The following is a 17,601-nucleotide window of genomic DNA, read 5'->3' as shown; positions in this document are numbered from 1 at the left end:
CCTGTATAATGATTATCGATCTTTCGATCTATTTAATCTATATATTAATCTTTTCCATCAAAACATTCATCTGCCCCTCTTAAACAAACATTATCGTCGTTCATTACCATAATCACCCGGCATCTCCGCGATCATCGTTTAGGCGGAGTTGCGGCCGGCGTTGATGATCCCGAATGAGCAGCGCATCACAAGTTTCTCGTATGTTTCACGCCCATGACCATTTCCGGGAACAGCATCCAGCTCACGGATACGGGTAAGTGCATATTGCTGTGTGGTGAGCAACGGCAAAACAATACGCTCACGCATCTGTATCGACAACTGATCAATAGGACTGTTCCCCATCAATTCAGATGCACGGGTAAGACGTAACAGGTATTTTTTGGCAAGTTCAAATTCATCATAGATCATCTGCCATACTTCACCATACTGGGGATGTTTGGCCAGGTAGGCTGTCAGTGGGAAATAGCTTTTCTTCATGGCCATTTCACAGTTATCGAGCAGCGTACGGAAAAATAATGAGTGCTGATAAAGATGGTCCACCGCCTCCCATTTTCCTTCGTTGTCCATCTGCTGCAATGCGCTGCCCACGCCATAGTAACCGGGCACATTCTGTTTCAATTGGCTCCATGCACCCACATAAGGCACTGCGCGGAGATCATTGAGATTCAGTTTTGCAGAAGCATTGCGCTTGCTGGGACGGCTCCCGATATTGGCCTCCGCATAATAGCGCAGCGGGCTGGCATGATCCAGGTATTCCAGGAAATAAGGGTGGGTTTTTAATTTATTGTAAGCCATATAACCGGCATCAGCAAGTGATTGCAACAAATCTTCCGCTTCTTTGGTCAGCGTTACTTCTCTGGAAGAGAAGAGATCGTTACTGATACCTGCATGTACCAGTTGCTCCATATTGAACTGTGCAGCATCCACGGTACCAAAGTTAGAGCTGATAGTTTGTCCCTGAATGGTTTGCTGTATTTCCTGGTTGGCAATATTACGGCCCATGGACGCATAGAATTGGTGCGTTTTTCCACCACCACGCGCTGGAGGACCTCCACGGCCATCGAAAAACACCACGTCAATATCATATTTCTTGGAAATGGCGGAGAGCTCCTCTTTCGCTTTATAAATACTCCAGTTCGCCATCAGATAGCCGCCGTCTTTGGTGCCATCCGAGAAGCCGAGCATAATAGTCTGTTTGCAGTGGCGACGGTTCAGGTGCTCGCGGTACTCTGCATTCTCATACAGCGCTTTCATCACCTGACCCGCATGCCGCAAGTCATCGATGGTTTCGAAGAGCGGCACAATATCAATCGTCATCTCCTCCTTCTTCCATCCAGACAACAGGAACATGCCATACACCTCCATCACATTGAGTACACTGGTGGTATGACTGATAATATACCGATGACAACCTTCTTCGCCGTTAGCTGCCTGGATCTCCTTAATAGTAGCCACGGTGCGCAGACTGTCCTGATGAAGCTGATTATCGAGTTCACCAGGATCAATAGCCTGCCTGATACTCAGCAACGCCCTGATCCGGGCTTCTTCATCCAGGGATGCATAGTTATCCGGAAGTGCAGCTGTTTTCTGCGCAACGGCATCTAACAAAGCTTCATGAACAGAGCTATCCTGGCGTATATCCAGCGATGCGAAAAACAACCCGAAGATCTCCACTTTGCTCATCAGGTTATCTACCAGGTGCACAAAGAGACCATTGTGTTCTTCCATGATCGTTTTTCGTATGGCTGACAAGGTGTCCACTATCTCCTGGCTGCTGATATCTGCAATATGGCCAGGGATAAAGAGATTGCGGTATAATTTGGATTCCAGCGCAGCCACTACGTTTTCCACACCTTTGAACGTAAGACGCCGTCTGAGCGTCCGGACCTCGCGGAAATAGCACTTCATAATGGAGCCACGCAGTGCAGCAGCCACTTCCAACGTGGTGGGCGCATTCACGAAGGGGTTACCGTCGCGGTCACCACCAGGCCAGAAGCCCATACGGATAACTCCATTGTCACTGCTGATGGCACCAGGAAACTGCGCCTTCATAAAGGAGAGGATACGGCCGGCTGCCTGGTAGAAAATATTTTCGAGGAACCACACGAGGCTGATGGCTTCATCGTATGGTGTCGGTTTTTCCTTTTTGAAGAAAGGCGTTTTCCCCAACTGTTGCAGGTACATATTCACCTGCGCAGTATTTTCACTAATCAATGCTTTAGACAGGTCATTGATAATTCCCAGCACCTCGCTGGGATAGAACTGCGTAGGGTGCGCCGTAAGCACGAGTCTTACGGAAAAGTCCTTCAGTTTATCTGTCAGCTGTTCAAGCGCCTGCTCCTGTATTACTTCAGATTGGAGATGGCGCAGGGTACCCGTACCCTGAAGGTCACGTATATAGCGGAATGCGGCGTCTTCCAGCGCATCAAACAACACTACCTGCCTTTCTGCATACTGCACAAAACGGAAGAGCAGATCTGTCTTCTGCTGCTCATCGCGGTAAGTGGTATACTGCTCAAAGAAAGAGTCCATGATAGCCTGGGGGCTGCTGCCTTTGGCATAGCCTTCTTCACAATGCAGCAAAAAGAGGGACAGGAAGATCCCTGTTTTTTCCACCCTGTGAAAAGGGAGGGAGGTGAAGAGGCTGTTATACAGCTGAAACTTTGTACCGACGAGGTTTTTAAACTGTTGCAGCGAGTTATTTACCGGCGCTTCCATACTGTTAATCCATTTATGATTGCTGAAGAAGAGAACTAAGCGGCCGTTAAATTAACAATTATTCTGTTTAGTTGTTTATATATGAATTTGATTATTTTTTGATTATTTTCCCTGATAAATATAAAATGTTTGAATATTTTCTAATCAGGTTAATAATAAACAGAATAAAAAAAGCTCCGGTTGCAAAGGCAGTCCGGAGCTTGTATCAGGGATTAGAATGGCCGTGGCTTATTATTTATCAGGATATAATTCAAATGAATGGATGACGGGCCGGACTATTCATGAGAGAGGCGGAAGTTGACTGGCAGGTTGAATATTACTGCCACGTTCTGTCCGTTTTGCCGGCCAGGTTTCCATTTCGGCATATTGCGCACCACGCGCATGGCCTCCTCATCAAGTCCGCCTCCCTTCTGCATGCTGCCGAGCTTCACATCTGAAATGCTTCCATCCCGGTTTACCACAAACTGAACAGTTACGATACCTTCGATGTTATTCTCCTGGGCCATTGCAGGGTAGCGTATATGGTTCCTGAGATAATTGAACAAAGCATCCTGCCCGCCAGGAAACTGGGGCATTATTTCGACGAAAGTTAACGGGCCTTTGTTATCCGGCGCCGGCGGAACGTCAACCACATGGTTGGTACCGGTGCCCACGTCTACCAATTCGGCGCCTGCACCGTCTTCTATGCCGATCTTGTTTTCGGAGCCAACCACCTGGCTTTCAGTGTCTTTGATGCGTGGCGGGGCTTCATCAGGCAATACATCCTGATCGGTGATTACCGGGCTTACGAAATCGATGGTAGCGGCCTGCGGCAGAGGTGTACGGAGCGTTGCTGGCGGCGGAGGAATCACAGGATCAGGATCTGGTAACTTCACGTCTTTGAGCACTGTTTCTTTTGTGATCAGTACGGGATGTGTGTTGTGGTTGGCGGCCATCAGCCCGTTGCTGACTACATAACCGCCAATCAGTACAAGTACGATGGAAGTGGTGCCTATTATCGCGTTACGTACGCGGTTATCGTAGCGGGCGCGCAGCTCGTAGGCCCCATAATCTTTGTTCCTGCCGTCGAAGAGGACATCGAGGAAATCGTTCCATGGGATTTTAGTTGAGTCCATAAGCAATATTTTTTTTATTTAGATGAGGTAGAAAAATATTTTCCATACAAAAACTGAAAATTTTTCCCACCGCTATGGACGGCACTTTGGGGGTAGTAGCACAAGATTTATTATAACAAGCAGGTATACACGAAAAATTTGCACGGTTCTTGAATATGGGGACGTGCAAATCCGGAGGGTAATGTCAGATTAGTCATAAAACATGGCAGCAATCCTGCCGGAAGTGATAACAAATAAATAATTCATTCCTAAAGTATTCATATTGATTTTATATATCTTAGTAATCTAAAAATTTTGTTCTATGAAATTAAGATTCCTTCTCTCCTGTGGCTTGATAGCTACAACGTTAAGCTTTACGGCATGCAAAAGCAAGCCTAAAGATGCAGACCTCAAAACAGCCATTGAACAAAAGATCTCGGCATTACAACTAAACGACGTTACTGTCAACGTAAGTGAAGGAGTAGCCACCATTACCGGTACTTATCCGTCTGAAGATGTTAAGAAATCTGTGGATGAGCAGGTAAAAGGCATCAAAGGAATCAAGGATGTAGTAGATAATGCAACAGTAGCTGCCGCTCCTGCAGCACAGGCACCGGTTGTGATCAATGCAGACGACGCGCTGATCAAAGGTGCAACAGAAGTGATCAAACAGTTTGCAGGCGTTAAGGCTGATGTAAAAGAAGGCGTTATTTCATTGTCTGGCGAGATCAAGAAAACAGAGCTCCCCAAGCTGATGGCTGCTCTGATGGCCCTGCACCCTAAAAAGGTAGAAAACAAACTGACAGTAAAATAATTATTTAACCCAGAATAATTACATTATGGCACTACAAGGAAAATACCAGCCACTTATTGACCTGGCAAACGCTTCAGGCGTCTCTAACTTACAGGTAAGAGAGCAGGATAATGTATTATACATCGACGGTGTTGCTCCAACCGGAGAAGTAAAGGATAAGATATGGAACAGCTATGATTCCATCGACCCTAACTTCACGTCCGGCGACCTGGTGTTAAATATTGACGTATCACCAGCAGCACCATCCACCAAGTTGAAAGTAACCACCCAGTCTTCCAACCTGAACATCAGGAAAGGACCAGGTACTGATCAGCCGATCATTGGCAAAGCTGCGCACGCTGAAATTGTTACGCTGCTGAGCAAATATAACAACGACTGGAGCCTCATCAGAACTGATGCCGGCGTGGAAGGTTACTGTTCCAACCAGTACCTTACAGAACAATAGCACTTTGAGATTTTTTATTTCGCTATTTAGTTATTTAAAAATGCAGCGGAGATCAACATTATGCTGATCTCCGCTGCATTTTTAAATAACTAAATAGCGAAATAAAAAATCTCAAAATAAAATAAGTCCCGGCAGATAACCGGGACTCGCTGGCACTGGGAGCCTTACCTGAAAACAAGTGGTTCCTTTTAGATAGATTAGGCTTTCCGAAAAAAGTATGGGCGTTAACACGGTTTGCACCTTTCCTTCATCCTCCAAAAAATATTGTTGATTATCCGGAAAAAATAACTCCGGTGAGCGGGGCAGATACCCCATAAAACCCACCAAAATTTGCAGGGGTATGCCCCTTCAACCGGAGTCAGGAGTTTCCGTTTACAAACCTGTAATCATGCTACCTAAAGGGATGCATCAATTAAAGGCAGATGTATTTATAGGATAGTATTGAATATTGTACATACATCGTATAGGCACAACAGTTATACTGTCGTTTAAAACTGGAGCAACTGGTTTCCGTTCAGCATTGTCGGCTGATAGTGAGTTTATGATTATATAGCAGGATAATAATTTCATATCAGGTTTTTTTGGGCAGAGCAATAAAGATCTCTTCAGGTAAATGCCGGGAGGTGCGGGTAGGTATGTTACTGAAAAATTTACCACCAATAAATTTGCAGGATACCATCCCCGCAATCCAGACCAGGCATTCTATTTACAGCTTACAGAACGCAAGATTTTCATCTAACAACACATACTGCTATAGCAGCAAACCAATCTTATGTAACGGGAACAGGTATAATGATCCAATGATCCTTGCGCGTCAGCGCGCATTCCACAATCCAGCATATGCCTTTTCATAGTGTATCTTGATTTACACATTTAAAAAATACGACGGCTGCATCTTGCTGGTGGATCAAAGGATGCCGGGAGTGTAGCCTTATATTTATACTCCCTGGTGGCAGAGACATTTAATAGTCTACTGATTTGGTAGACAAATATACATCGACTTTTAATAATTCCAAATAGCCGGGCTGTTTTTTTTCATAAATATTTTGTCTTGCCCCGGAATAGGTGGAATTTTGCCGCATGAAGTCACATTTGAAGAATATATCCCTGCTGATTCTGGGGGCACTCATCTTTGCTATCGGTATCAATTACCTGGCTATTCCCAACAAATTATCGGAGGGAGGCGTGATTGGTATCACTATCGTCACCTATTATTATTTCGGATGGTCTCCTGGCATCACCAATCTGGTGATCAACGCTTTCCTGATCATTACCGGCTATAAGCTGCTGGACAAACGAGGTACGTTCTATACCATATTGGGTATTATATTCTGTTCATTGTTCCTCTACCTTACAGAAAACCACCTGACGCCTATCACCACCAACACCTTGCTGGCTGCAATTTTTGCGGGCCTGCTGGTAGGCATCGGTATTGGCCTCGTGTTTCTTTCCGGCGGCACAACCGGCGGCTCTGCCATCATAGCAAAACTTTGCCAGAAATATCTGGGCTGGAGCCTCGGCAATGCCATGCTCATTTTCGACATCATCGTAATTGCTGTCTCTACCTTTATCATCGGGATAGAGAAAACCATGTACACCTTCATTGCCGTTTACATTGGCGCCAGAACAGTGGACTATATTGTAGATGGTCTTAATACCAAAAGGGCTATCACCATTATCTCTTCACATACCACGATTATTGCCGATAAAATCACTGGCGAAATGGGGCGCGGAGCAACCGTATTGCATGGCCACGGCGCTTACACCAAGACGCCGAAAGAAGTACTTTATGTGGTCATTGGCAAACAGGAACTGATGCAACTCAAAAGCCTCGTACAAGCAACAGATCCCGAGGCCTTCGTGGTAATACACGAAGTGCATGAAGTACTGGGAAGAGGGTTCTCTATGTAGCTATTTTTTATTTTGATATTTTATTTGTTGTAGGGATTTTGAAATTACCTGATAAAGGCCATTTTAAAATCCCTACATCATTTTCCAGACAGCTGTTTAATCACCTTTATCTCCTCCAGGTCATACGCGGTGCCATCTTTTCTGAATATATCGTGAAACCATAACACAGGTTCAGATCCATCAGGAATAGGCGTTTCCCAGGCATATATCGTGTTTGTTTTTCCTGCAACAAGTCCCCAATTGTAGGCGCCGATATTTTCCGCCTTCAGTATAGGCATAATATTCTGGAAGCAGCTGCCAAGGGTACGTGCCATATATTCAGTGCAAATAAGCGGCCGGCCATAAGAGCGCAGCCTGCGAATCATCCAGCGGTGATAGAGAGGTGCACTGTAATTGTGATAGGTGATCACATCCGAATTGGCGATCTGTGTATTGGTGATTTCTGGCGCCTCCAACGTCCATACAGCGGAAGATAATGGCTGTTGCGGATTGACAGCCCTTCCCCATTTGAATGCCCGTTGCAGCAATGCCAGGCTACTGTCTGTATAAACGCCGTTACCTGGTTCGTTATAAAGGTCCCATAGGACAATCCGGCTGTCTTTTCCGAAAGCGTTAAGAATATCTTTTACATAAGTTTCCAGTGTATCCATTAACGTTACATCGGAGTAAATAGCACGACCAGGATCCTGCACCCAGCGGGAGTTATGCACTCCAGACAGTGGAGCAGGCTGTGGGCCGCTGCGGTAAACACCCTTCCAGCAGTCATCAAAAAAAACAAAGATAGTAGAAATCTTGTAACGGTCTGCAATGGCAAGATAGGTACGTATCCTGTTCTTAAACCCTTCACGGTCAATCTGCCATGCAACATGATGCAGGTACACTCTTACCGAATTGAAGCCAATGCCGGCGGCATAGCCGAGTTCCCTGCTGATGGAGGTTGTATCAAACGTTGCAGCCTGCCACATCTCCAGCTGGTTCACAGCAGTACTGGGAATAAAGTTGCATCCCCTCAGCCAACCCTGTTGTGCATACCAGACTGCGGCTGTCTTTCGCGGCCATACACCCCTCTCCTGGTCTATTTTCGTACAGGCGGTAGGCGTTATTAACAAGATAGCTATCAGTAATAAACGGGCGCTTTTCATAGCATCTTTTTTTGGTGGGGGAAGTCTTCTAATATATAGAAACACAGGTGCTATCCCGCCGCAGGACAATAATGAGTAAAAAGCTAATTTGGATTTTGGGATTTAGATGGCTATATTGTAGCTCGCTCTCATGCGAACCGCATTCCTTACCATCTTATCAACCTTATTAACCTGGGAAAAATGACACAGCCATCCCAACGCTTTTTACCGCTCGATGTATTCCGCGGCATGACGGTATGTTTTATGATCATCGTTAACACAGGAGGAACCGGAGGCACTTACTGGCCACTGGAACATGCCGCCTGGCACGGCTGGACGCCAACTGACCTTGTGTTCCCTTCCTTTCTTTTTGCAGTAGGCAATGCCATGAGCTTCAGCATGAAAAAATATGCGCAGCTCGGCAATGCCGCCGTTCTCGGAAAAATATTCAAACGCACACTCATCATATTCCTGCTGGGTTATCTGATGTACTGGTTCCCTTTTGTGGAACATACCAGCAACGGTCCCGCTTTCAAACCATTCAGTCATACCCGCGTCCTTGGCGTTTTACAACGTATTGCACTCTGTTATGGTATCGCGTCACTATTAATACATTACCTGCCTAAAAAATGGGTATGGGGCGTAAGTGCGCTATTTCTCTTTGGCTATTGGGCCATATTATGGTGTTGCGGTACACCAGGCGACCAGTACGGCATCCATGGCAATGCCGGCCTTGCGCTTGACAAACTTCTTATGGGCGACAACCATCTCTATCATGGCGAAGGCTTCCCCTTTGATCCTGAAGGATGGCTCAGTACATTCCCTGCTGTGGTGAATGTGATCGCCGGATATTATACCGGCCTGTATGTACAACGTAATGGAAAAACCACTCCCGGTCTGCTTCGCATGATATTCACCGGTATCGTACTCATTGCCCTGGCTTATCTCTGGAACAGCGCATTTCCTATCAACAAAAAATTATGGACCAGCTCCTATGTATTGCTCACCATTGGTATCGACCTATTGCTGCTATCTCTTCTGATATTGATCATTGATGTGGCAGGTATTACTGCAGGCACCGGCTTCTTTACTGTATTTGGTAAAAATCCGCTGTTCCTGTATCTTTTGTCCGAAATCCTTGCTATACTACTATACTTCATACAAGTAAATGGTACCGATCTGTATCACTGGATCAATGAACAGGTATTTCAGCCGATGTCGCCCGGAAAATTCGGGTCATTGTTGTTCTCCGTAGTTTATATGCTTGTATGTTGGATAGTAGGATATGTAATGGACAAAAAACGCATATACGTGAGGGTATAAATTAAACGAGGAACCATGAACCTTTCATTACAAGGCAAAACAGCGCTTATTTGTGGTAGTACACAGGGCATAGGATTCGCCACTGCTGTAGAGCTGGCGTTACTTGGCGCGCGATGTACCCTGATGGCAAGGAATGAAGACCGGCTAAAAACGGCCGTAGCGGAGCTTAGCACATCACAGGGCCAACAACACACCTATGCGGTAGCCGACTTCTCCGATATAGCCACCGTAACAACGGTAGTAAGCTCTCTGGCGGCGAAAGAAACTGTACATATTGTTGTGAACAATACCGGTGGCCCCGCCAGCGGCCCGATAATAGAAGCATCAGCCAAAGCATTTACTGACGCTTACGCACAACACCTGCTCTGCAACCAGGTTATAGCACAGGCACTGGTACCTGGCATGATCAACGCAGGATATGGACGCATTATCAACATTATCTCAACATCTGTAAAAACACCACTGAAAAACCTGGGTGTTTCCAATACCACCCGATGGGCAGTTGCCGCCTGGTCCAAGACGCTGGCAACAGAATTGGCCCCACATGGCATTACTGTGAATAACGTACTGCCAGGGTCTACTACCACCGCGCGTCTCCAAAGCCTCTTCAAAAGCAGTGCGGCTGCGCGTAATGTGCCTGTAGAAACAGTCCAACAGGAATGGCTGAACGAAATTCCGATGAAACGTTTTGGAGAAGCGCATGAAATAGCTTCGTTTGCAGCATTTCTCGCAACACCAGCTGCAGCCTATATTACAGGCACCAGCACCGCGGTAGATGGCGGAAAAACACCCGTGATGTAAGATTTTCATATAAAAACAGAAAGGGAGTAAAGACGTACTTTACTCCCTTTCTGTTTTTATATGAAACAAACATTTACTGCGCATCAAACCACAGACGTGTAGTAAGTAAGTCAGCACCCTGGCGGCCTACAGCCTGTCTGTAATTGGTTCCGTTCAATGCCTGCTCACTGGCAGGATAGGTGAGACGCAACGGGATCTTACCATTCAACGCCCCGGTGTAAGCAGGCTTTAGCTGTGGGTAATCCAGCCTTCTCCATTCTGCAAACCCTTCCAGCCCTTCACCAAAAAGTGCCAGCCACTTCTGCTCTCCGATTGATTTTTTAAAATTGACTGCATCATAGGCAACCTGCGGCTGCGCGATATAATCGTCAGCAGCTTTGGCGGAAAGACCATACTGTGCAAAAGAAGCACGGATTGCCTGTGCATACAGATCCGCCGCATTACCACTGGTAAGACCTCGCTGTGCTGCCTCTGCCAGTATAAATAATTGCTCCGCATAAGTAAACAGGTAAGCAGGCGCCTGGGTAGCAGTAAAAGCCGCGCCCGCATCGGATGTTTTTGTGAAACCCAGCCTTGATGCGGAGTCAGCACTCAGTCCATTGGTGACGCCAATGTATGTGTTGGTATCTTTCGGCATCGTTGCGTATATGCTCAGCCGTGGATCATTCAATGATTTCAGCTTATCTACCACTGATTTACTGATACGGTAATCATTGCGCGTCTCACGATTTCGCCCCACCGGATTCTGATTGGGAGAGGCCATATATATCAGTCTTACATCTCCATCGTCCTTCGTCAGCAGAATATTTCCTTCTGCCTGAACTTCATCAAACACAGCTTTCGCGGTGGCAAAATCCCTGTCGGCAATACGAAGCGCTATACGCAGACGAAGACCGTTGGCAAATTTGCGCCACTTCTGCATTTTACCTGCCATCAGGGAATCCCCGAGGATGGGATTATCAGCAGGGCTAATAATCTTCGATACATCCTTCAGCTCTGAAAGCAATCCTTTATAAACATCCTGCTGGCTGTCGTAAACCGGTGTCAGGTACTTTTCAATATTCGCAGCCTGTTTGTAGGGAATATCACCATACAGATCTGTGAGCACCTGGAAGATCCAGGAGCGCATGATCAACGCGGCAGCCTTGTAATTCGGATTATGCAGGCTATCCCCCAGCTGTGCCAGCGTAGTAAAATCCTGTACGCCTTGTGCATAGAAATTGTTCCAGATGGTTTGAATACTGGTAGCTGCGGGAATGTAACGGTCCGGATCCGGATACTGAATCTTGGCCCAGTACTGCACGTACAGCAGGGATGTTTCCATAGCGGCATCATTACCCCAGTATGTATCCACATTGGATTTGATACCATTGGTAAGCAGATAGTCCGGCTGAACAGAAGTAGGTTCGTTCGGATTTTTGTTGATTCGTTCCAGTTCTTTCTGACAGCCCGCTAGCAGTACTGCAGCAAATAATATATATAAAGGTAACAGCAACTTTTTCATGTCTGGTCAGTGATTAAAATGAAACATTCAGGTTAATGCCGAAGCTGCGCGTAGTGGGTATCTGGAGCGTTTCCAGGCCCTGACCGTTGCCGGTGTTGAATGCAGTTTCCGGATCGATATTGGGGGCATTACGCTGTAGGTATGCCAGGTTTCTGGCCACCAGCGAAACAGTTGCAGCTTGTAGCCCCCACCTGTTGACTACAGTTTTAGGTAATGCATAACCCAATTTGATTTCACGCAGCTTGATGAACGAAGCGTCGTATACAGCACTCTCATTGAGATTACTGCTGTAAACGCTCTTATAATAATTCTGTGCAGAAATAACAGTTGTATTCTTCTTGCCGTCAGCAGTATATCCGTCGAAGATCATACCATCATGGTACACAGTGGCGCCACCAGGAGCCGTAGCGCTATGATCAGGTAGCTGCACATTTTTCGAACCGTCGGAATAATACGGTAATCCACCATGTTCTGCATCACGCCCTGGCAAAGTATTAGCCAGTACACCCGTCTGCATACCGGTACTGTTAGTGCCTGACCAGATGGAGCCACCCTGTTTGGTATCAATCAGCACGCTGAGGTTAAAGCCTTTAAAAGAAAAGCTGTTGTTGATACTGCCGGTCCATTTGGGAGTATAATATCCCAGGATTTTTTTATCCGGCGCGATAGCCGGTGTTCCATCAGGATTTACAATGATCCTGTTCTCTGAATCTCTCTGGTATGCTTTCCCATAAAGTGCGCCATAAGGCTTTCCTTTGCTGGCCAACACCTGTATGTTGCCGGAGCTGCCCAATACATAGTCATTCAGGAAGCCTTCCTTATCCAGTTCAATTACCTTGCTTACATTACGTGCGTAGTTAACATTCACATCCCAGCGGAAGCCTGAGCGTGTAGTGATGGGCGTTAGTCCCAACATCACTTCTATCCCATGGTTATTGATTTCACCAGCATTCAGCAGCTTCTTCAGATAACCGGTGGTAGCGCTCACATCGGCCAGCAGTATCTGGTTGCGGCTGTTGGAATTGTAATAAGTGAAGTCAAGACGAATTCTGTTATTGATAAAACCTGCCTCCAGACCGACCTCTGTGGCCGTGGTTATTTCAGGCTTCAGGTCTCTTTTCAGGTACTTGTCTGAAACCGTGAGCTGGGGCAACGACCCGAAAGGTTGGTTGAATGGATAGGTATTAACGAGCTGATATGGATCAGTGTCTTTCCCCACCTGTGCCCAGCCGCCACGCAGTTTCAGCAGGGTGAGTGTATTGCTGCTGATATGCAATGCTTCAGACAATACAAGGCTTCCGTTCACGGAAGGATAGAAATAGGAATTGCTGCCGCGTGGTAATGTGGAAGACCAGTCGTTGCGCGCAGTAACATTCAGAAATGCATAGTTGCGGAAACCCAGTTGTACAGAACCGAATACGCTGTATACTTTCTGCTTTGTCAGGTAACTGGTAGATAACAGCGGATCACGCGAATTGGTAAGTGTGTATACATCTTTTACAGCGAGCCTTGGCGCCTGCTGATAGTTCTGCTCAAAGCGGTTGGTGCGGAGGTTGCCGCCTGCCAATGCGTCGAGGCTGAAGTCAGGGCTAAGCTTCTTCCTGGCATTAAGCGTGAATTCACCGTTGGTTTCATTGACACCATAGGCATCTTCAGTATAAGAACCGAAAGGTGTACCATTGGTATAATAAGCCACTTTGTATTTGCGACGGTCGTTGTAGTAGTCAGTACCGATGCGGAGGTTGGCAGTGAGCCAGTCCAGTATTTCGTAGGACAGTCTTGCATTTCCGAAAAACCGGTTACGGAGCATCCCCACTGTATTCTCATTCTGTATCCAGTAAGGGTTGCTATAGTAACTGTGATTCCAGTTGTAGTCTGTTCCATCAGGATTCTTGTAATTCTTCAGCTGGCTGACATCCACCTGACGCCCGAACCATATGAACTGCAGGGTAACACTGTTGCCACGTCTGCCGTCTACGCCCGGCAGATTGTCCGCTTCGCTGCGTACATAATTCGCATAGGTGCTGAGTGTTAGTTTTGGCGCGATACGGAAAGTATTGCTGGTAGTAAAAGTATTACGGGTAATGCCAGTATTGGGCAAAATACCGGTTTGTTTGGTATTGTTATAAGAGAAACGGTAATCTATTTTTTCGCTGGTACCGCCTACAGACAAGCCGGTATTTAACGTATAGCCGGTAACGTAAAAGTCCCTTACATTGTTGGGATGAGGTACAAACGGTGCTGGCTGGCCATTTGAAAAGAACTGCGGGATGAGACGGCCATCCATTTTAGGCCCCCAGCTTTCATCCACGCCGTCGTTAAGGCCACCACCTTTACCATCCTTATAGGAAAACTGTCCTCCGGTGCCCTGACCATAGACGTTCTGAAAGTCCGGCAGGATCAGTACTTTTTCAAAAGTAGCGCCAGAGTTGACGCTGATACCCAGACCTCCGTTGGTGTCTTTACCTGTTTTCGTCTTGATGATAATGACGCCATTGGAAGCGCGGGAACCATACAATGCAGCGGCGTTAGGCCCTTTCAGCACACTGATGGACGCAATGTCGTCGGGATTCACATCGGAGATTGCGTTAGCAAAATCACGACCGGTACCGACTCCCAGCTGGCTGTTATCTACCGGGATACCATCGAGGATGAAGAGTGGCTGGTTGTTACCTGCGATGGACGTTTCACCGCGTATCACGATACGGGACGACCCCAGGTTACCCTGGCTGTTTGTAACCTGTACCCCTGCTATTTTTCCAGCCAACGCATTTACAAGGTTAGTTTCCTTCGCTTCCGAGAAATCTTTTGATTTTAGCTCCTGTACAGCATATCCGAGTGATTTTTTCTCCCTGGAAATACCAAGAGCAGTCACCACTACTTCTTGTAGCTTGCTGTCGTTGTTGTCCAGTGCAATGTTAAGGGTGTGACTGTTATTCACCGCTAACACTACCTGCTGGAAGCCAAGTGAAGACACCTGGAGAGAGTCTCCCGGCAAAGCAGAAATGGAATACTTTCCGTCTGCATCGGCCTGGGTACCGCGGCCGGTACCCTTCACCCTTATAACGGCGCCAGGTATACGTTGCGCGTCATTGCGGGAGGTGATTACCCCGCTTACCCTTATTTCCTGGGCAAAACCCAACTGCAGCCATAGTATGGCCGGCAGCAGGCTGAGCAGCCTTGCTATGCATTTCATTATATACTATAGATTTATTGTTTGCAGACCCGTTGGCAACCCATAATGATTCCCGTTATTATCGATTCTGATTTGGTTATTGGTGGTGCATGATTGTGACGTCGGGGCAAAAGTAATAATATTCTACAAATATTATAGACTATATGGGATGATTGATTATATTTTTTTTGATTTGAAAGAATATGTCTGACAATCAAAGTCTGTCAGGCATAATCTTTCAAATCAAAAATCAGTTTACTTACCCAGTAGCTTTTTCAGTTCTTTTTTACAATCTTCAACATTTTCCCAGATAAGCCGGTCCTGGCAAGCGGTACCTTTGTATTTAACGGACAACTTGTTTCTGCGCAGAACAATCTGATAGTATTCCGGAGCATCAGGGGAGTTTTCCCAGGTGGTCTTCCCGTTTTCTTCAATACCGCCGGCTATCTTATCTTCAATGATGGCGTTTACTTTTTTTCGCAGGCTGTCTGCAAAATCATAACTGGCTTCTGATTTTACGAGGCAGGTGGTATCAGTAATGGTCCGGGGAAGGTGGGCTGCAGCTGTTGTTTTCTGCCGGGTCAGCGCCAATAGCAGCAAGCTGGCGCCCAGCAATAGTAACGGGAATTTGAGTGTGCGTTTCATAGTAAGAGAAATTAATAACGATGGAGATTAGGTATATATCAAATGTCGTATGGTTGATCTCGTCCGATTTTGGTTTTTCTTCTTTCTAACTCATTATTAAAATACTCTATTTAACGCACACTACAAAATAAACCGCCTGCTGCGATAATAGTGTTACTGGTACTTCTTCAGCACATTGAACAGTACTTTCTGCGTAGCGTCTGTTGATGGGGCAAGGGTGTCCTGTGGCATGAAATGACGCCGGAATGCGCCCATAGCGGCAATAGTGTCTTTGATGTCATACCCGATGATACGGAGTGCCTGCCATTTGTTGAAAGTAGCGGGCACTGCGACACCAGTGGTGTCGTCATACCAGTAGCCGAAGCCTTTCTGCGCCAGCTCCTGCCACGGGAACCAGGCGCTGGGGTCCACTTTGCGCCCGGGTGCTATATCACCATGACCAATGAAGTTGGCAACAGGAATATTGTAGCGGTGCTGTAGTGTGTCCAACAGGATAATTAGGCTGTTGATCTGTTCGGGCGAAAAGGGTTCCGCCCCGTTGTTATCCAGCTCAATACCGATGGAAGACGAATTGATATCAGTAAGGTTTCCCCACTTTGCCACGCCGCCATGCCAGGCTCTGAGGTAATCGTTGAGCATATGATGTATGGCGCCATCACGGCATATCACATAATGGGCGCTCACCTGCGTGCGCTCTATGGTGAAGGTCTTAAGTGTCTGCTCACAGGAGTTTTGTGCCGTATGATGAATGATAACGAGGTTAGGCTTACGCATATTGAAGTTGACGGTCCCTGCCCACCATGAGGGTGCAACACCGCCTTCACCCCGCACAATAGCGGGCTGCGTCCTTAAAACACGAGCATATTCTTTTGCTTTCTGCCGGTAAACCTTATTGGTAGTGGCATATGGCCCGCGGGCACAATACATGAAAAAACTAAGTATTATGGCAAAAGTGCCCCATTTCCCGAAGCGCCTGAAAGATCTTATATCCATGTGTTATTGTTTGGTGAACAACTAGATAAAGATAATAAATGTGCCAGTCTTACGTTTTTTTCATTGATACTATGAAAAGTGTCCGTCAAATCATATATTTACGTTTTCATTAATGCTTTTCGGAGTATTACAAAACTATACCAGCTTGTCATTTGTCGCCTACAGTCTGTTATTACCTGTAATATACGGGATATCCGTACTGCCATTCCGTTTATTGTATTTACTGAGCGATGGCATCTACCTGATTCTGTATTACGTGCTGGGATACCGCAAGAAAGTGGTATTGCAAAACCTTCGTAATTCCTTTCCTGATAAAAGCGAAAAAGAAATCAACCGCATTTGTAAGGACTTTTACCATTACCTGTGCGATCTGTTCCTGGAAACATTCAAGACGCTTACTATCAGCAAAGATGCTATGTTACAGCATTGCAGCTTTACCGATGACACGCTGGCTCTCTTCAGACAACTGGCGGAAGAAAAACAAAGCGCCGTTCTGGTTATGGGACATAAAGGCAATTGGGAATGGGCCGGTAATACATTCAGTATCCTGTGTCCACAACAGCTCTATGTGATCTACCATCCGTTGGCCAACAAACACTTCAATGGCCTTATGTACCGCATGCGCACCAGATTTGGGACTAAGCTTATCGCCATGCAGGATACTTTCCGCGATATGGTACAGCACCGTAACGAGGTAAATGCCACGGCATTCATTGCCGATCAGGCGCCTCATCCTAAAACAGCCCAGTGGCTTACCTTCCTGCACCAGGATACCCCCGTATTCAAGGGCACCGAAAAAATTGCCCAGAAAATGAACTACCCCGTTGTATATGTAACTGTACAACGTGTAAAAAGGGGGTATTATACGGTGGAGGCACAAATGCTCACAGCATCACCCGCGACAGAAAAAGAAGGAAATATTACAGCATCACATACACGAAAACTTGAAGAAGACATTATTGCACAACCCGCAACCTGGCTTTGGTCACACAAAAGGTGGAAGCATCGCCGTGAAGTAATGACTAACTAATTGACACTAAAATTCACCTGACCATTT

The 17,601-nt window shown here is 46.4% G+C and carries 13 protein-coding genes; 6 read left to right on the top strand and 7 right to left on the bottom strand.

The annotated features are described in order from the left end of the window. Positions 1-138: 138 nt before the first annotated feature. Both VM802_RS18050 and VM802_RS18045 read right to left on the bottom strand, forming a co-directional pair. Complete coding sequence (locus tag VM802_RS18050; RefSeq protein WP_325533057.1) at positions 139-2,718, bottom strand: phosphoenolpyruvate carboxylase; 2,580 nt, start codon at positions 2,716-2,718, stop codon at positions 139-141. A 275-nt stretch (positions 2,719-2,993) separates the two neighbouring features. Then, complete coding sequence (locus VM802_RS18045) at positions 2,994-3,833, bottom strand: energy transducer TonB (RefSeq protein ID WP_325533055.1); 840 nt, start codon at positions 3,831-3,833, stop codon at positions 2,994-2,996. A 301-nt stretch (positions 3,834-4,134) separates the two neighbouring features. On the opposite strand from VM802_RS18045, the gene VM802_RS18040 reads away from it, so the two are divergent. The 3 genes from VM802_RS18040 (at position 4,135) to VM802_RS18030 (ending at position 6,982) form a co-directional block, all read left to right on the top strand. After that, the gene (locus VM802_RS18040; protein ID WP_325533053.1) at positions 4,135-4,626 is read left to right on the top strand and encodes a BON domain-containing protein; all 492 of its coding nucleotides are present in this window, start codon (positions 4,135-4,137) and stop codon (positions 4,624-4,626) included. 25 nt (positions 4,627-4,651) lie between these two features. Beyond that, entirely contained in the window at positions 4,652-5,071 is a 420-nt protein-coding gene (locus VM802_RS18035) for an SH3 domain-containing protein (protein WP_325533051.1), read from the top strand. Positions 5,072-6,151: 1,080 nt separating this feature from the next. Then, on the top strand, positions 6,152-6,982 hold the full coding sequence (locus VM802_RS18030; protein ID WP_325533049.1) for a YitT family protein: 831 nt from the start codon (positions 6,152-6,154) through the stop codon (positions 6,980-6,982). 77 nt (positions 6,983-7,059) lie between these two features. Here VM802_RS18030 and VM802_RS18025 read toward each other — a convergent pair whose 3' ends face one another. Then, a complete protein-coding gene (locus tag VM802_RS18025; RefSeq protein WP_325533047.1) occupies positions 7,060-8,124 on the bottom strand; it encodes a glycoside hydrolase 5 family protein in 1,065 nt (354 codons plus the stop codon). Between the two features lie 180 nt (positions 8,125-8,304). On the opposite strand from VM802_RS18025, the gene VM802_RS18020 reads away from it, so the two are divergent. Both VM802_RS18020 and VM802_RS18015 read left to right on the top strand, forming a co-directional pair. Then, positions 8,305-9,426, top strand: coding sequence for an acyltransferase family protein (locus VM802_RS18020; protein ID WP_325533045.1), 1,122 nt, complete (start codon positions 8,305-8,307; stop codon positions 9,424-9,426). 15 nt (positions 9,427-9,441) lie between these two features. Next, on the top strand, positions 9,442-10,227 hold the full coding sequence (locus tag VM802_RS18015; protein ID WP_325533043.1) for an SDR family oxidoreductase: 786 nt from the start codon (positions 9,442-9,444) through the stop codon (positions 10,225-10,227). 73 nt (positions 10,228-10,300) lie between these two features. On the opposite strand, the gene VM802_RS18010 is transcribed toward VM802_RS18015, so the two are convergent. The 4 genes from VM802_RS18010 to VM802_RS17995 all read right to left on the bottom strand — a co-directional run bounded on the left by VM802_RS18010 (position 10,301) and on the right by VM802_RS17995 (position 16,544). Further along, the gene (locus VM802_RS18010; protein WP_325533041.1) at positions 10,301-11,731 is read right to left on the bottom strand and encodes a SusD/RagB family nutrient-binding outer membrane lipoprotein; all 1,431 of its coding nucleotides are present in this window, start codon (positions 11,729-11,731) and stop codon (positions 10,301-10,303) included. A gap of 13 nt (positions 11,732-11,744) precedes the next feature. Continuing rightward, positions 11,745-14,927 (bottom strand): SusC/RagA family TonB-linked outer membrane protein, encoded by a 3,183-nt coding sequence (locus tag VM802_RS18005; protein ID WP_325533039.1) that lies wholly within the window; start codon positions 14,925-14,927, stop codon positions 11,745-11,747. A gap of 234 nt (positions 14,928-15,161) precedes the next feature. After that, complete coding sequence (locus VM802_RS18000) at positions 15,162-15,551, bottom strand: hypothetical protein (RefSeq protein WP_325533037.1); 390 nt, start codon at positions 15,549-15,551, stop codon at positions 15,162-15,164. Between the two features lie 153 nt (positions 15,552-15,704). Further along, entirely contained in the window at positions 15,705-16,544 is an 840-nt protein-coding gene (locus tag VM802_RS17995; RefSeq protein WP_325533035.1) for an N-acetylmuramoyl-L-alanine amidase, read from the bottom strand. A gap of 145 nt (positions 16,545-16,689) precedes the next feature. On the opposite strand from VM802_RS17995, the gene VM802_RS17990 reads away from it, so the two are divergent. Further along, positions 16,690-17,574: a lysophospholipid acyltransferase family protein gene (locus tag VM802_RS17990; protein WP_325533033.1), complete on the top strand. Its 885-nt coding sequence runs from the start codon at positions 16,690-16,692 to the stop codon at positions 17,572-17,574. Positions 17,575-17,601: the final 27 nt, after the last annotated feature.

The sequence above is a fragment of the Chitinophaga sp. genome (assembly GCF_035538455.1).
In the GTDB taxonomy this organism is placed as follows: Bacteria; Bacteroidota; Bacteroidia; order Chitinophagales; family Chitinophagaceae; genus Chitinophaga.
The sequence above is the reverse complement of the archived record's forward strand: the minus strand, read 5'-3'. Positions and strand labels throughout refer to the sequence as shown.

Excerpts from the sequence above, each read along its gene's own strand:
- VM802_RS18000 (WP_325533037.1), bottom strand. The coding sequence starts at position 15,551 with ATGAAACGCACACTCAAATTCCCGTTACTATTGCTGGGCGCCAGCTTG.
- VM802_RS18045 (WP_325533055.1), bottom strand. The coding sequence starts at position 3,833 with ATGGACTCAACTAAAATCCCATGGAACGATTTCCTCGATGTCCTCTTC.
- VM802_RS18025 (WP_325533047.1), bottom strand. The coding sequence starts at position 8,124 with ATGAAAAGCGCCCGTTTATTACTGATAGCTATCTTGTTAATAACGCCT.
- VM802_RS18035 (WP_325533051.1), top strand. The coding sequence starts at position 4,652 with ATGGCACTACAAGGAAAATACCAGCCACTTATTGACCTGGCAAACGCT.
- VM802_RS18020 (WP_325533045.1), top strand. The coding sequence starts at position 8,305 with ATGACACAGCCATCCCAACGCTTTTTACCGCTCGATGTATTCCGCGGC.
- VM802_RS18030 (WP_325533049.1), top strand. The coding sequence starts at position 6,152 with ATGAAGTCACATTTGAAGAATATATCCCTGCTGATTCTGGGGGCACTC.
- VM802_RS18015 (WP_325533043.1), top strand. The coding sequence starts at position 9,442 with ATGAACCTTTCATTACAAGGCAAAACAGCGCTTATTTGTGGTAGTACA.
- VM802_RS18040 (WP_325533053.1), top strand. The coding sequence starts at position 4,135 with ATGAAATTAAGATTCCTTCTCTCCTGTGGCTTGATAGCTACAACGTTA.
- VM802_RS17995 (WP_325533035.1), bottom strand. The coding sequence starts at position 16,544 with ATGGATATAAGATCTTTCAGGCGCTTCGGGAAATGGGGCACTTTTGCC.
- VM802_RS18010 (WP_325533041.1), bottom strand. The coding sequence starts at position 11,731 with ATGAAAAAGTTGCTGTTACCTTTATATATATTATTTGCTGCAGTACTG.
- VM802_RS18005 (WP_325533039.1), bottom strand. The coding sequence starts at position 14,927 with ATGAAATGCATAGCAAGGCTGCTCAGCCTGCTGCCGGCCATACTATGG.
- VM802_RS18050 (WP_325533057.1), bottom strand. The coding sequence starts at position 2,718 with ATGGAAGCGCCGGTAAATAACTCGCTGCAACAGTTTAAAAACCTCGTC.